The following is a 14,066-nucleotide window of genomic DNA, read 5'->3' as shown; positions in this document are numbered from 1 at the left end:
GCGGTGACGGGGAAGGCCGTCGGGGACGGCGTCAGGACGCGGAGATGCGCGCCCGCTCCGGCTGGGCGTCCTCCACCACCCAGCGGTGCGCCGGGCGGAAGACCCCCTTCTCCCCATGCTCGGACACCACGGAGAAGTGGCACTGGCTCTTGGGCCCGGGCGCCGCGTCTCCCGCCGCCTTCACCTGCACGGCGAGCACGTAGTCCCCACCCAGGAGCTCCAGCCGCTCGAGGATGAAGCGCACCCGGCCCTGGGTGGGCAGGCGCGCGGGCAGCACCACCGCGTCCAGGCGCGTGCTGGTGGCGTAGAGCAGCTTGCCATCCGTGTGCTCGAGCGAGACGTCGAACTCGGCGTCCGCGCACCCCTCGCGGGCCGCGTAGTCGATGAGGACCTCGGCGGACTGGCCCGGCGACACGTGGCGCAGCTCCACGCCCGCCGCGTCCACCAGCCGCACCCCGAGCAGGCTCACCCGGGCCTCCGCGTCCGGGACCGCGCCCGGGGCCGCCGCGGAGGGCACGTCGGGCAGGCGGCCCGTGTCGCCCTTGGCCAGCGCGGGGGGAATGAAGGTGACGTCCGCGGCCTCGGCGAGCGCGATGGCCTGGCGGTACTCGTCGGCGACCTCGGCCGGCGTGCCCACGCGGCGGATGCGGCCGCCATCGATCCACGCCGCCATGTCGCACCAGCGCTCGACGGTGCCCAGGTCGTGCGTCACCAGGACGATCGTCTTTCCGCGCTCCTTGAACTCCGTCATCTTCGCGAGGCTCTTCTTGGCGAAGTGCTGATCCCCCACGGCGAGGATCTCGTCGATGATGAGGATGTCGGGGTCCACGTACGTGGCCACGGAGAAGGCCAGTCGCATGTACATGCCGCTGGAGTAGGTGCGCACCGGCTCGTCGATGAAGTCGCCCAGCTCGCTGAAGGCGATGATGTCATCCATCCGGGCGAGCGCCTCGGCGCGCGTCATGCCGAGGATGATGCCGTTGATGAGGATGTTCTCCCGCCCGGAGAAGTCCGGGTGGAAGCCGGCGCCCAGGTCCAAGAGCGCGGAGATGCGCCCGTTGACATCGATGGTGCCCGTGGTGGGCGAGTAGATGCCGGTGATCAGCTTGAGCAGCGTGCTCTTGCCCGAGCCATTGCGACCGAGGATGCCCACGGTGCGACCGCGGGGGATGGTCAGGTTGATGCCGCGCAAGGCCTCGATGAGGCGCATCTCCCCGGCCTGACGCTGGCCGCGGATCCAGCGCACCAGCTCCGACTTGAAGGTGGTGTACTCGCGACGGATGGTGCTCTTGCGGAAGCTCTTGACGACATCGCGGATGACGATGGCGTTGGGGTTGTCTGCGGCGCTCATGGGGCTAGATGGACTCGGCGAATTCTTCACGGCGGGCTTCGAACACCAGGGAGGCCAACCAGAGGAGGCCAACCGCCCCCACCATCAGCGCCATCAGCGGCCAGGGATTGGGCAACTGGTGCTCGTAGAAGATCGACTGGTAGGACGTCACCAGGATGGCCATGGGGTTGGCCAGCGTCATGACGGCCCGGTAGGGCTCGGGGATCGTCGAGGCCGGGTACAGCACGGGCGTGAGGAAGAAGAACATCATCAGCACGTTGCTCACGATGTGCTGCAGGTCCCGGAAGCGCACGTTGAACGCCGAGACCATGTAGACCACGGCCAGGGTGAAGCACAACTGGCAGGCCATCACCACGGGGAACACCACCACGTGCCAGGTGGGGTACTCGCCGAAGAACAGCCCCAGGCCCACCATCAACGGCAGGGACAGCACGTAGTTGCACAGGTTGGTGACGACCACCGTCGCCGGGAGCACCTGGGCGGGAAAACGCACCTTGGTCATCAGGTCGCGCCGATCACTGATGGCGCTCGCGCCGGCGTTCAGGGAGCTGGAGAACCAGTTCCACGGCAGCAGCCCCACGAACATGAAGTAGGTGTAGTGCGGGAGGTTCTGGCGCATGTAGACGCTGAAGAGCAGCGAGTACACGAGCATCTGGAGCGTGGGGTTGAGGAAGGTCCAGAAGAACCCCAGGACCGAGCCACGGTAGCGTGCCTTGAGCTCGCGCTGGACCAGGCTGAACAGAAGGCCGCGGTACTGGTAGAGCTCACGGAAGTTGCGAAGCATGTTGGCGGCATCCATACCGCAGCGCCACGCTCGGGGCGAGGCCAGCCGTGCGAAGAGCAAGGACCGCCTCCCTTCCTCGCCCTCCCACCACCCGGGGGCCCGCCCGCCAGGACGTCCACGCGCGGAGGCCAAAACAAAAAGGCCCCCTGGTTTCCCAGGGAGCCTTGGTGTGACTTGGAGCGGGAAAAGGGATTTGAACCCTCGACCCTCGCCTTGGCAAGGCGATGCTCTACCGCTGAGCTATTCCCGCATCAGCACGAGTGAAATGGAGCGGGAAAAGGGATTTGAACCCTCGACCCTCGCCTTGGCAAGGCGATGCTCTACCGCTGAGCTATTCCCGCTTCAGAAGAGAGTGAGGTGGAGCGGGAAAAGGGATTTGAACCCTCGACCCTCGCCTTGGCAAGGCGATGCTCTACCGCTGAGCTATTCCCGCGCTCCGTCACTCGTTCCGCCTCTCGCCGGGCCTCGTAGCCCCGTCGAAAGTGAGGCGGGTATACCGTCCGACCCTGGGGGCGTCAAGCCTTCTGTTCATCCCCACCACCCCGCCGCGCGAGCATCGACAGGAAGGCGCGGAAGTAGACCACGGCGCTCCACACGGAGAAGGCCGCCGAGAGGTAGACGAGCACCTGGCCCACCTTGTTGAAGTCCACGGGCGACGCGTAGATGAGCCAGTCCACCGTGTGCTCGTAGTGCACGCACAGCGAGATGATGCCCACGAGTTGCAGGGACGTCTTCCACTTGCCCTCCTGCCCCGCGGCGATGACCATGCCCTCGTTGGCCGCGATGGTGCGCAGGCCGCTGATGATGAACTCGCGCGCGAGCAGCACGACCACGATCCAGGCGGAGATGCGCCCCAGCCGCACCATCATCACCAGGGCCGCCATGGCGATGAGCTTGTCGGCCAGGGGATCCATGAACTTGCCCACCACGGTGATGAGGTTCCAGCGGCGCGCCAGGTAGCCGTCCACCACGTCCGTGATGGAGGCCACGGCGAACACCGCCGCCGCCAGGAGCGACGAGAGCGGATCCGCCGCGTAGAGCAGCCACACGAACAGCGGGATGAGCAGGATGCGCCCGAGCGTCAGGATGTTGGGCAGGTTCCAGAACTCCTGCACGAGCACGCTGGGCTTGCGGTTGGCCCGCTTGCGGGCCCGTTCCCGCACCCGCTCCTCCTTCTTCTGCCGCCTGTGTGCCGCTCGATCCATGACGCCGCTTTCTATCGGACTGGCAAGGTAATGAGGGCAAATCCTTCACCGCTCAGTTGCACGGCGACGCTCGAGGCGGACGCCGCGCCCGGCAGGGGGACGACCTCGGGGGTGACCCGGCCCTGCCACCCCACCAGGTGGTCCATGGGCACCGTCACGGGGAACTCCGCGCTCACCGCCACCGAGCGCAACGCCCCCTGGAAGGCCAGCACCACCCGGCCCTGCCCCCGCAGGTAGACCAGCGCCAGGTCCGGCGCGACGGTGGAGGGCATCTTGCCGTTCTCGAACGCCACCACTTCCTCGAACGCGAAGACGCACTCCTCGCGCACGTAGACGCCCGCGTCCCCCAGGTCCACCCCCAGGAACGAGTGGGCCTCGGGGGACTCGAGGAAGAGCACGCCCCGGCCGCTCACGCGCGTGAACTGGCCCGCGCCGTCGCCGAAGGGCTCGTCCGTGGCGCGCCCCCGGAAGCGCTTGCGCTCCGGCTCGAACTCGAGCTGGCCACTGAAGGCCACCAGCCCCTCCAGGCGCGTGAGCAGCTCGCCCTCCACGAACACCGAGAAGCTGCCCGGACCCAGGCGGAAGCGGTGCGCGGGGTTGGCCCCCGCGAGCGCCAGCGCGGGCGTCAGGTCCGTCAGCAGGGGGATGTCCCGAGCGGGCCGGGGCGCCGGGGCCCGCCGGGGCAACTCCGGCGCGGCGGTGTCCAGGACCGATTCCGGCGGGGGCGGGGCCGGCGGCACGGGCGCGGGCGGAGGCCGGGGGGGAGGCGGGGGCGCCGCTTCCACCGCGTCCTCGTCCCCTTCCTCGTCGAAGCGCAACTCCTCTGAATCGGACGGGTCCGGGGGCGGGGCGGAGGCGGCCGGCATCTCGTCCAGGCCGAACTGCGCGCCCCACTGGCCCTCGCCCGGGGGCGTCTCGCGGCGCGAGGACGGCGCCAGCGCGGGCCGCGACGGCTTGGGCACGCGCTCGCCCGCGATGGCCTTGGCCATCTTCTCCGCGAGCGCGGCGTTGCCCGATTGCAGGAAGTGGTGCCGGGCCCGGCCGTACTCCCCCGCCTGGGCGAGCGCGAGCCCCAGGTAGTTGTGCGCCTTCTTGTGATCCGGCTGCAGATCCGTGGCCGCCTCGAACTCGCGCATGGCGCGCTGCAGGGCGTTGGTCTTGAGGTACACGAGCCCCAGGTTGACGCGCAGGGTGGCGTCCACGGGGTTGTCGCGCACGAGCGCCTCGTAGACCTCGGCGGCCCGATCGAAGTGGCCCAGCTTGAAGTAGGCCAGGCCCAGCAGGTTGCGGCCCTTCTCGTTCCTGGGCTGGAGCTGGTGGGCCCGCTCGAGCAGGACCCGGGCCTCGTTCAGCAGGCCCTGGGCGAGCATCTCCCCGCCCTGGTAGAGCTGCTTGAGGAACTCCTCGTCAACGGGGCTCTTCGGCCCCCGCCCCGTCACGCGCGTCGTCGCCATCGGAATCCGTCTCGCGGGGCTCGTCCTTCGTGAGCCGCTCGCGCTCTTTGTAATGGGTGTAGAGCTGGAGCACCTTGCGCACGTAGGCCTGGGTCTCCGCGTAGGGAGGCACCTGGCCCCCGTACTTGCGCACGGCGTCGGGGCCCGCGTTGTACGCGGCCACCATCTTCACCATGTCGCCCTCGAAGAGGTTGGCCAGCACGCGCAGGTAGCGCACGCCGCCCTCGATGTTGTCCCGGCTGTCGAAGATGTCCCGGACGTACATCTCCGAGGCCGTGGCGGGCATGAGCTGCATGAGCCCGCTGGCGCCCTTGTTGGACAGGGCGTTCGTATTGAAGTTGCTCTCCGCGTGCATGATGGCGCGCACCAGCGCGGAGGGAATCCGGTAGCGCGCCGCGGCGGCGACGATGTGCGACTCCAGCTCCGGGGGCGTGCGCGAGCGGCCACGGGCCGGGGCACTCGGCGGGGGCGCCGCGGAGAAGGTGCCCTTGAGCTTGCTCGCCTTCTTGGAGCCCGGCGGCGGCACGTTCGTGTAGACGATGGTGCCGTCCTTCTCCACGTACCGGTAGATACCACCCTCGGCCCAGGCGCCCAGGGGCGCGAGCAGCACGGCGAACAGGAGCGGGAATGAGAGGACACGCATGGCGGCCATGCAACCTTAGTCCCGCGCCTGAAAGTCCTCAAGAAATCGCCTTGTTTCCAGTACTTACAGCCAGTAAGGCTGTCACACATGCCCCATCGCTTCGACTTCCTCGTCCTGGGCAGTGGTGTGGCGGGTCTCTCCTTCGCCCTCCAGGCGGCCCGTCACGGCTCCGTGGCCGTGCTGTGCAAGCGGGAGCCCCAGGAGAGCAACACCGCGTACGCCCAGGGTGGAATCGCGAGTGTGTTGTCCCCCACGGACTCGTTCGAGGCCCACATCCGGGACACCCTGGAGGCGGGCGCCGGCCTCAACCACCTGGACGCGGTGGAGGTGACGGTGCGCGAGGGGCCCGAGCGCATCCGGGAGCTCGTGACGCTGGGGGCGGACTTCAACCGGCGCGCGAGCGGGGAGTTCGACCTGACGCGCGAGGGCGGCCACTCCGAGCGCCGCATCGTCCACTCCGGTGACATCACCGGCCGCGAGGTGCAGCGCGCGCTGCTGGGCGCGTGTGCCGCCCAGCCGAACATCACCTTCTTTCCCAACACCGCCGCGATCGATCTCATCCTCGATCGGCGCAAGGCGCCGGGGGCGCCGGGCCGCTGCCTGGGCGTGTACGCGCTCATGCCGTCTGGCCGCATCGAGAGCTTCCTGGGCAAGAGCACGGTGCTGGCCACGGGGGGCGCGGGCAAGGTGTACCTGTACACCTCCAACCCGGACGTGGCCACGGGGGACGGCGTGGCCATGGCCCACCGGGCGGGCGCCGCGGTGGCCAACATGGAGTTCTACCAGTTCCACCCCACGTGCCTCTTCCACCCCGAGGCCAAGAGCTTCCTCATCAGCGAGGCGCTCCGGGGCGAGGGCGGCAAGCTGCGGCTGCGCGGGGGGGCGCCGTTCATGGACCGCTACCATCGCCTGGGGGAGCTGGCGCCGCGCGACGTGGTGGCGCTCGCCATCGACGCGGAGCTCAAGCGCACGGGCGACGACTGCGTCTACCTGGACATGACGCACCTGGGCCGCGCCTACCTCATGGAGCGCTTCCCCAACATCTACGCCACCTGCAAGGCCTTCAACATCGACATGGCCGTGCAGCCCATCCCCGTGGTGCCCGCGGCCCACTACATGTGCGGCGGCGTGGTGACGGATCTGCACGGGCGCACCACCCTGCCCGGCCTCTTCGCCATCGGCGAGGTCGCCCATACCGGCCTGCACGGGGCCAACCGGCTCGCGTCCAACTCGCTCCTGGAGGGGCTCGTCTTCGGCCACCGCGCCGCCGCGGCGTGCGCCGAGGAGGTGCGCAGCCTGTCCTCGCCCCCGGAGGATCCGCCGGACTGGGACGAGGGCAGCGCGGTGGCCTCGGACGAGAGCGTCGTCGTCACCCACAACTGGGACGAGATCCGCCGCCTCATGTGGAACTACGTGGGCATCGTCCGCACGGACAAGCGCCTGATGCGCGCGCGCCGCCGGCTGGAGCTGCTGCGCGAGGAGATCCGCGACTACTACTGGCGCTTCAAGGTGACCCAGGACGTGATCGAGCTGCGCAACATCTGCGAGGTGGCCACGCTCATCGTCGACTGCGCCAGCCGCCGCAAGGAGAGCCGCGGCCTGCACTCCACGCTCGACTACCCGGGCCTGGACGACCACGCCCGCCAGGACACCGTGGTCCGCCGCGCCCTGTGAGGACTCCATGACCCTCCGCTCCGTCTGTGTCTTCTGCGGCTCGCGTCCGGGCCAGCGACCCGAGTACCTCGAGACCGCGCGCGTGCTGGGCGCGGAGATCGCCCGGCGCGGGCTCACGCTCGTCTACGGCGGCGCGAACGTGGGCCTGATGGGCGCGGTGGCGGACGCGGCGCTCGCCGGGGGGGGCCCGGTGGTGGGCGTGCTGCCCGAGGCGCTGCGCTCCCGGGAGATCGCCCACCCGGGGCTCACCGAGCTGCACCTGGTGGACTCCCTGCACACGCGCAAGGCGATGATGGCCGCGCGCGCCGATGCCTTCATCGCCCTGCCCGGCGGCGTGGGGACCTTCGAGGAGCTGTTCGAGATCACCACCTGGGCGCAGCTCGGCCTGCACCACAAGCCCATCGGCCTGCTCAACGTGGCGGACTTCTACGGCCCGCTGCTCACGCTCATGCGGCGCGCGGTGGACGAGGGCTTCGTGCCGGAGGCGCGCGCCCAGCCCTTCGTGCACGACACCTCGCCCGTGGCCCTGCTGGAGCGGCTGCTGGTCGCCGGGCAGCCCCTCACGCCCGAGCAGCCCGTCTTGCGGCCCGACCAGCGCTGAGTCAGTGCGCGAACACGCGCATCTCCACCCGGCCGAGCGAGGACGCCAGTCGCAGCACCACGCGCTCCGTGCCGGGGGGAATGACGAGCTTGCCGTCCGCGAGCAGCGTGGGGAAGCGCACGCGGTAGCCCACCCAGAACACGCCCGTGGCGGGGTAGTACGCGCGCATCTCCATGTCCGCCCGGCCCACGCGCTCCACGCTCACCGGGCGGACCGCGCCCGTGGAGGTGACGAGCTCCACGTTCCAGATGGACGAGGGCCGATCGAAGTCGTCGTAGTGGTAGTCGTAGACGTGCACGCCGAGGAAGAACTCGTGCGTGTCACCCGCCTGCGCCAGCTCCTGCGCGAGCCGCGCGGGCACCTCCTCCACGGGCAGCGCCTTGAAGAGCGCCTGGCGCTGGAGCCGCGCCTCGCGGAAGGCCGGCGTCTGCAGGGTCGCCGTGGCGAAGAGCACGGAGTCGAAGCCCTTGTAGATCTCCCCGCCGTCCGTGTAGCGCGCCAGGATGTCCCGGTACGTCTGCTCCTGCAGCTCGTTGCGGAGCACGGGCGCGGACTCTCCCACCCAGGGCGGCGTGGAGACACAGCCCGAGAGCGCCAGCAGCAGCGCCCCGAGCCCCAACCGCGTCCTCATGGAATGAAATCCTCGCGGGTGAACAGCGTGAACAGCCGGTGCCCGGACGCCTCGACCGCCTCGCGTCCACCCTCCAAGCGATCCACCAGGGCGAAGGCGCCCAGCACCGTGAGCCCCTCGAGCCGGGCCCGCTCGATCGCCTTGAGCGTGGAGGCGCCCGTGGTCACCACGTCCTCGAGGATGGCCACCGGCGCGCCGGGAGCCAGGGCCTTCATGCCCTCGATCCACTGGCCCGTGCCATGCCCCTTGGGCTCCTTGCGCACGATGAAGGCGTGCAGGGGCGTCTGGTCCAGATAGCTCGTGAGGCTCACCGCCGAGGCGAGCGGATCCGCCCCCAGCGTGAGGCCGCCCACCGCCACGGCCGTGGGGGCCTCGCGGCGCACGGCCTCGAGCAGCAGCCGGCCGATGAGGTAGTGCCCCTCGGCGAGCAGCGCCGTGCGCTTGCAGTCGATGTAGAAATCCGACTCCTTGCCCGACGAGAGCATCACCGTGCGCCGCTCGAAGGAGCGCTCGGTGAGCAGCCGCAACAACCGATCCCTGTCAGACGACGCCGTGGTCATGGATCACAGTCTTTCCAGCCACGCCACCAGGTCCGAGGAGTAGCGCAGCTGGGTGAGCAATTCCTGCTTGCGCGTCTCGTCGAGGTCCGAGAACACGTCGGCCAGCAGGGCCAGGTCCTGATTGATGTCCACCAGGCGTTGGGTGGCCTCCACGGCGAGCTCGTCCGCGTCGACCTCCTCCTCCACCGTCTCGGGCGCCAGGGCGTCATCCGTGGCCAGCGCCTTGTCCAGCATGTCCCGGGCGATGGGCGTCAGCCGGCCCTCGGCCTCGAGCTTCGCGCGCTGGGCCTCCAGGTCCTCCCGGTCCACCGGCGAGGCATGGATGGCGGAGGCGAGCGCCATGAGCAGCGCGTCCTCGTCGGACAGGTCCGTGTGCAGGCGGGCGAGGACGCGGTCGCGCTTGAGGAAGCGCAGCGCCGCCACACGCCGGAACCCGGAGATGATCTGGAAGCGATCCGGGGGCTTGAAGCGCACGTCCACGGGGGACAACTGTCCCAGGCGCGCCAGATCCGTGGCCAGCGCGGTCAATTCGCCCACGGGACGGATCTGCAAGGACGTGTCCTCGTCGATGCGCTCCAGGGGAATGTGGGCGGGCGCCACGTGACCGCGCCGGGGAACGGGCACGGGCTCGGGGGAGACCACGGGGACGGGCACGGGCTCGGGGGAGACCACGGGCGCGGGTTCGCTCGCGGCGGCCACGGGGGCCTCCGCGGGGGCGGGCGGCTCCGCCGGAACGGACTCTGCGGGCGCACCGGACGGGACGTCCGCGGCCTCTCCGGACGGCGGCTCCGCCTGGGGGCTGGGCTCGCCGTTCACCTCATCGGCTTTGTTCTCGGCGTTCATGGCGTTCACTCGGCACCCCGGGGTGGGCCCGGCGCCGGGCACCCTCGCCCGACGCCTGGCGCCGCGCTAGCGGCCCTTCTTCTTCACCACGACCTTCTTCCGGGCACCCTCGGCCACCGTGGGCGGCAGCGGTGCGGCGGAAGGAGGCCGGGGCGGCTCGGGACGCGTGGGCTCCGCGGCACGGGCCGCGGGGGGCGCCGGAGGAGGCGGCGGGGCCGGACGCGTCGCGGGCGTGCTCGGCGCCGCGGGGGGCGTCGGGCGCGCCGGAGCGGCGGCGGTGGGGCGCGCGGGCGGCGCGACCGGAGCCGCCGGGCGCGTGGCGGGCAGCGCGGGGCGCGCGGGCACGTTGGCCCCCGGACGCACCGTGGGCCGCGTCACGGCCGCCGGCCGGGGCAGCGCGGGGCGCTCGGCGGGCACCCGGCCCGGCTCGACCTCGCCCATGTCCACGCGGCCGCGGAAGCTCGCGCCGTCCACGATGATGACGCGCGGGGCGTGGATGTCGCCCACCATGCGGCCCTCGCGGGTGAGCTCCACGCTCTCGGTGGCGTTGATGTTGCCCACCACCACGCCGCTGATGATGGCGTTTCTCACCGCCACGTTCGCCTTCACCACGCCCGTGGGCTCGACGATCAGGGTGCGGCTGAGCGTGAGCTCACCCTCCACCCGACCGCGCACGGTCAAGTCCTCATCACCCGTCAGCCGACCGCTGATGAGGATGGATTGGCCCACCACGGTGTTGTCCACGGCCCCGGAGGCCAGTTCCTTCACGGTGGCCAAGGATCAGCGCTCCTTCGGGATGTCCATGTCGACGTTGCCCTTGAACGAGGCGCCGTCGGCGATGAGGATGCGCGGGGCCTTGATGTCACCCACCACGCGGCAGTCCGTCTTGAGCTCCACCTTGTCGGTGGCCGCGATGTTGCCGGTGACGCGGCCCGCGATCTCTACGTTCTGCGTCTCGATGTCGGCCTCCACCACGCCACTGCCCTCGACGTAGAGGCTCTCGCGCAGAGAGATCTTGCCCTTCACCGTCCCCTGGATGACGAGATCCTCGTCGCCGGAGATTTCCCCATCGATGACAATGCTCGAACCGATGACCGTATTCGCCATGAGTCGTGTCCACCCCTCCCGAGGCGTGCTGCGGGCCGTGAAGCCCGTTTAGATGTCGTCCGGCCTAGATATCGTCCGGCAGCTTCACGTCCATCTCGATGGAGCCGTTGAACACCGCCCCATCCTCGATGACCACGCGCGGGGCCTTGATGTCCCCGGCGACCTTCGCCGACGCGTTGATGGCCACCCGGCCCGACGCGTCGATGTTGCCACTCGCCTCGCCGTTGATGGTCAGCTCCTCGGCGCGGATGTCCGCCTGCACCTTGCCGGTGCCCTCGATGGTCAGGTGGTTCTTCAGGGCGATCTGCCCCTCCACCCGTCCCTCGATGATGAGATCCCCACCCCCGGTCAGATTGCCCCGGATGATGATGCCCTTGCCGATGATGCCCGTCTGATCGCCCTGTGCCATGCGGTGCCCCTCGGAGGTGCCCTCGCCCATCGAAAACGCGTGCGGTGAGAGTCCAACCTACGTCAGAGATGTTCGGAGATCCAGTTAGAGACGTCCTGGAAGACCTGCTCCTTGCCCAGCTCGTTGAGCGGCTCGTGGCGCATGCCAGGATAGGATTTGTACACCTTGTCGCGAGCGCCCACGGCGTCGAAGAAGGCCCGGCCGTTCTCCACCTTGGCCACGCCGTCCTCCGCCCCGGTGAAGAGGAACAGGGGCAGTTGCAGGCTCGGCGCGAGCGCGAGCACCTTCTCCTGCGCCTGGGTGGACTCGATGAACCAGCGCGGGGTCGCGATCCGATTGTAGAGCGGGTCCTGACGTGCCTCGCGCTGCACGGCCTCGTCCCGGCTGAGCTGCTCGGGGGTGAGCTCCGTGGGGATGGGCGCCCAGGGCACCACGCGCGCGAGCAGCCGCGCCGCCAGCAGCTTCACCTTGGGCGGCGTGAGGGCGAGCTTGAAGTAGGGAGAGGAGAGCACCAGGCCGCTGAGCCCCTCGAGCCCGCCGCGCGCCCGCAGGTGCACGGACATGAGCGCGCCGTGGCTGTGGCCCATGAGGAAGAGCTTGCCGCCCTCGGTGGTGGAGCGCACGCGCTCCCAGAACGCGCTCAAGTCATCCAGGTAGTCGGGCCACGTGGCGCAGTAGCCGCGGCGTCCGTCCGCGCGGCCATGGCCCCGGTAGTCGAGCGCGTGCACCGCGAAGCCCTGGGCCGTGAGCGCCTGGAAGGTCGGGCGGTAGCGGCCCGTGTGGTCGCCATAGCCGTGCACGAACACCACGTGCGCGCGAGGCTGCTCGGGCCGCTCGGACATCCAGTACAGCCGCAGCCCATCCCTGCTGGTGAAGAAGCCCTCGTCGAAGCGCGCCATGGCGACCGAGGACATTAGCGACCCGGAGCACCCGTGGGTAGCATCTTTAGCTTCCGCTCGATGAGCGTGCGCTGATCCCGAGGCTCGGCCGCCTCGGGCGTGCGCGCGAGCACCTCCAGCGCGCGCCTCCAGGCCCCCGCCGCCTCGTCCGGACGCGCGGCGCGCTGGTAGGCGTCACCCAGGTGCTCGAGGATGACGGGCTCCTCGGGCTCCAGCTCCGCCGCGCGCGCCAGGGCCTGCACCGCGCGCGCGTAGTCCCCCCGCCGGTAGTGGATCCACCCCAGGGAGTCGAGGAAGGAGCCCGTGTCCGGACGCAGCGCCAGCGCGCGCCGCACCAGGCGCTCCGCCTCGGCGAAGTCCCGGCCCCGTTGGGCCAGCAGGTACCCGATGAAGTTGAGCGCCGCGGGGTGATCCGGCTCCATCCGCAGCACGCTGCGCATCCAGGTGAGCGCGCCCGCCTCGTCCCCCTGCTCCAACAGCACCGTGGCGAGCACGTAGCGCGGCGCGGGATCCCGGGGCGTGCGCGAGACCGCCTCGCGCAGCACGTCCAGGGCCTGCTCGGCGCGGCCCAGCCGCTTGAGCGTCCCGGCGAGCGCCTCCAGCAGCTCTGGCTGGGCCCCGCGCGCGTTCGCCTCGCGCAACAGGGTCAGGGCCGGCTCGGACTCCCCCGCGCGCTCCAGGGCCCGGGCCAGTTGGATCTCCCGCTCGGTGTCCCCCGGACGCTCGGCCAGGGACGCCCGCAGCAGGGCCAGGGCCCGCGCGTGTTCTCCCGCCTGGGACAGGCAGATGCCCTCCCGGGAGCGGGCGTCGGAGGCGAGCGACGCGGTGTCCGGCACCTCCGCGTAGGCGGCGGCCGCCCGGGCGAAGTGCCGCATCCGCTCGTGGACGAGGCCCGCGGAGAAGGACAGGCGGGCCGAGCCTCCCCTGCCCTCCCGGGCCGCGTCCAGCACCGCCAGGGCGGCGTCGCTGTCATGCGCGGACAGGAACACCAGCGCCACCCGCACCGCCAGGTCCGAGTCGCCCGCCTGGGCGAGCAGCCGGTCGAAGTACGCGCGCGCCCGCACCGAGGAGCCGCCGCGCAGGGCGAGCCGGCCCGCCGACTCCAGCATCGCCGCGTTGTCCGGGTCCCGCTCCAGGGCCCGGGCGAGCGCGTCCTCGGCCTCCTTCAGCGCGCCCGCCTTCTCGTGCAGCCGCGCGAGCACGTTCAGGGACTCCACGTCCCCGGGATCCCGCTCCAGGGCCCGCGACAGCATCCGCCGGGCCCGCTCCGCGTCTCCGCGCTCCGCCAGGGCCAGTCCCAGCTGGCGATAGCCCGAGATCTCCCCCGGCAGGGCCCGGGCGAGCTGCTCCACCACGAGCACCGCCTGGGCGTGGGCCCGCGCGTCCAGGTGGAGCTGCGCGAGCAGCAGATAGGCCTGGGGCTCGCGCGGCTTGAGCCGGATGGCCTGCCGCAGCTGGACCTCGGCGCGCGCGGGCCGCCGCGCCTCCAACAACACGCGCGCGAGCACCATGCGGCCCGGGTAGTAGCGGGGATGCAGCGCCACCACCCGCCGCAGCTCCGCCTCGGCGCGCACCAGGTCCCCCACCAGCGAGTACTCCTCGCCCAGGTGCGTGAGCAGGTAGGGGTTGCCCTCGTCCGTGGCCAGGGCCAGGCGCAGCGCATCCGCCGCCTCGTGGTGCCTGCCCTCCAGGCTGAGCAGCTGCGCCCTCAGGTCGTGCGCGTAGCTGGCGGGAGAGACCTGCTTGTCCGTCACCGCAGCCGCGGCGATGGCCTCGCGCATCGCCGTGCGGTCCACCGGGGCCCGGCGCGGCGCGGACATCGCGGTCGCCGCCCATCCGAGAAGGACCAGCAGCGGCACGGCGCGGGTGTGAAGTCGCGAGGGACGCACACCCATGACTCTACTA

The 14,066-nt window shown here is 70.9% G+C and carries 15 protein-coding genes and 3 tRNA genes; 2 read left to right on the top strand and 16 right to left on the bottom strand.

Annotation, left to right across the window (positions count from 1 at the left end; all coding sequences use genetic code 11):
- Positions 1-31 precede the first annotated feature (31 nt).
- The 8 genes from I3V78_RS18995 to I3V78_RS18960 form a co-directional block, all read right to left on the bottom strand.
- Positions 32-1,351 carry an ABC transporter ATP-binding protein gene (locus tag I3V78_RS18995; protein ID WP_204489880.1) on the bottom strand — a complete coding sequence of 440 codons (1,320 nt, stop codon included), beginning with the start codon at positions 1,349-1,351 and terminating at the stop codon, positions 32-34.
- Between the two features lie 4 nt (positions 1,352-1,355).
- On the bottom strand, positions 1,356-2,135 hold the full coding sequence (locus I3V78_RS18990) for an ABC transporter permease (RefSeq protein WP_204489879.1): 780 nt from the start codon (positions 2,133-2,135) through the stop codon (positions 1,356-1,358).
- 175 nt (positions 2,136-2,310) lie between these two features.
- Positions 2,311-2,385 (bottom strand) — tRNA-Gly (locus I3V78_RS18985).
- Between the two features lie 16 nt (positions 2,386-2,401).
- Positions 2,402-2,476 (bottom strand) — tRNA-Gly (locus I3V78_RS18980).
- 17 nt (positions 2,477-2,493) lie between these two features.
- Positions 2,494-2,568 (bottom strand) — tRNA-Gly (locus I3V78_RS18975).
- A gap of 82 nt (positions 2,569-2,650) precedes the next feature.
- Positions 2,651-3,340 (bottom strand): CDP-diacylglycerol--glycerol-3-phosphate 3-phosphatidyltransferase, encoded by a 690-nt coding sequence (gene pgsA / locus I3V78_RS18970; protein WP_204489878.1) that lies wholly within the window; start codon positions 3,338-3,340, stop codon positions 2,651-2,653.
- Between the two features lie 11 nt (positions 3,341-3,351).
- Positions 3,352-4,794, bottom strand: coding sequence for a tetratricopeptide repeat protein (locus I3V78_RS18965; RefSeq protein ID WP_204489877.1), 1,443 nt, complete (start codon positions 4,792-4,794; stop codon positions 3,352-3,354).
- Positions 4,748-5,437, bottom strand: coding sequence for a lytic transglycosylase domain-containing protein (locus tag I3V78_RS18960; RefSeq protein ID WP_204489876.1), 690 nt, complete (start codon positions 5,435-5,437; stop codon positions 4,748-4,750). The genes I3V78_RS18965 and I3V78_RS18960 overlap by 47 nt, the downstream gene beginning before the upstream one ends.
- Positions 5,438-5,524: 87 nt before the next feature.
- Here I3V78_RS18960 and nadB point away from each other — a divergent pair, with 87 nt between their 5' ends.
- Both nadB and I3V78_RS18950 read left to right on the top strand, forming a co-directional pair.
- The gene (nadB, locus tag I3V78_RS18955) at positions 5,525-7,111 is read left to right on the top strand and encodes an L-aspartate oxidase (RefSeq protein WP_204489875.1); all 1,587 of its coding nucleotides are present in this window, start codon (positions 5,525-5,527) and stop codon (positions 7,109-7,111) included.
- Between the two features lie 7 nt (positions 7,112-7,118).
- A complete protein-coding gene (locus tag I3V78_RS18950) occupies positions 7,119-7,712 on the top strand; it encodes an LOG family protein (protein ID WP_204489874.1) in 594 nt (197 codons plus the stop codon).
- Position 7,713: 1 nt separating this feature from the next.
- Here I3V78_RS18950 and I3V78_RS18945 read toward each other — a convergent pair whose 3' ends face one another.
- The 8 genes from I3V78_RS18945 to I3V78_RS18910 all read right to left on the bottom strand — a co-directional run bounded on the left by I3V78_RS18945 (position 7,714) and on the right by I3V78_RS18910 (position 14,056).
- Complete coding sequence (locus I3V78_RS18945) at positions 7,714-8,343, bottom strand: hypothetical protein (RefSeq protein ID WP_204489873.1); 630 nt, start codon at positions 8,341-8,343, stop codon at positions 7,714-7,716.
- Entirely contained in the window at positions 8,340-8,903 is a 564-nt protein-coding gene (pyrE, locus tag I3V78_RS18940; protein WP_204489872.1) for an orotate phosphoribosyltransferase, read from the bottom strand. The genes I3V78_RS18945 and pyrE overlap by 4 nt, the downstream gene beginning before the upstream one ends.
- Positions 8,904-8,906: 3 nt before the next feature.
- Positions 8,907-9,746, bottom strand: coding sequence for a ParB/RepB/Spo0J family partition protein (locus I3V78_RS18935; RefSeq protein ID WP_204489871.1), 840 nt, complete (start codon positions 9,744-9,746; stop codon positions 8,907-8,909).
- A gap of 66 nt (positions 9,747-9,812) precedes the next feature.
- On the bottom strand, positions 9,813-10,523 hold the full coding sequence (locus tag I3V78_RS18930; RefSeq protein WP_204489870.1) for a bactofilin family protein: 711 nt from the start codon (positions 10,521-10,523) through the stop codon (positions 9,813-9,815).
- 3 nt (positions 10,524-10,526) lie between these two features.
- Positions 10,527-10,853 (bottom strand): bactofilin family protein, encoded by a 327-nt coding sequence (locus I3V78_RS18925; protein WP_095982384.1) that lies wholly within the window; start codon positions 10,851-10,853, stop codon positions 10,527-10,529.
- A 64-nt stretch (positions 10,854-10,917) separates the two neighbouring features.
- Positions 10,918-11,262 carry a bactofilin BacN gene (gene bacN, locus I3V78_RS18920; RefSeq protein WP_204489869.1) on the bottom strand — a complete coding sequence of 115 codons (345 nt, stop codon included), beginning with the start codon at positions 11,260-11,262 and terminating at the stop codon, positions 10,918-10,920.
- A gap of 62 nt (positions 11,263-11,324) precedes the next feature.
- Positions 11,325-12,161: an alpha/beta hydrolase gene (locus I3V78_RS18915; RefSeq protein ID WP_204496701.1), complete on the bottom strand. Its 837-nt coding sequence runs from the start codon at positions 12,159-12,161 to the stop codon at positions 11,325-11,327.
- Between the two features lie 14 nt (positions 12,162-12,175).
- On the bottom strand, positions 12,176-14,056 hold the full coding sequence (locus tag I3V78_RS18910) for a tetratricopeptide repeat protein (protein ID WP_239576487.1): 1,881 nt from the start codon (positions 14,054-14,056) through the stop codon (positions 12,176-12,178).
- Positions 14,057-14,066: the final 10 nt, after the last annotated feature.

This window comes from Archangium primigenium (genome assembly GCF_016904885.1).
Taxonomy (GTDB): Bacteria; Myxococcota; Myxococcia; order Myxococcales; family Myxococcaceae; genus Cystobacter; species Cystobacter primigenius.
This window is presented reverse-complemented; position numbering and strand designations above follow the sequence as displayed.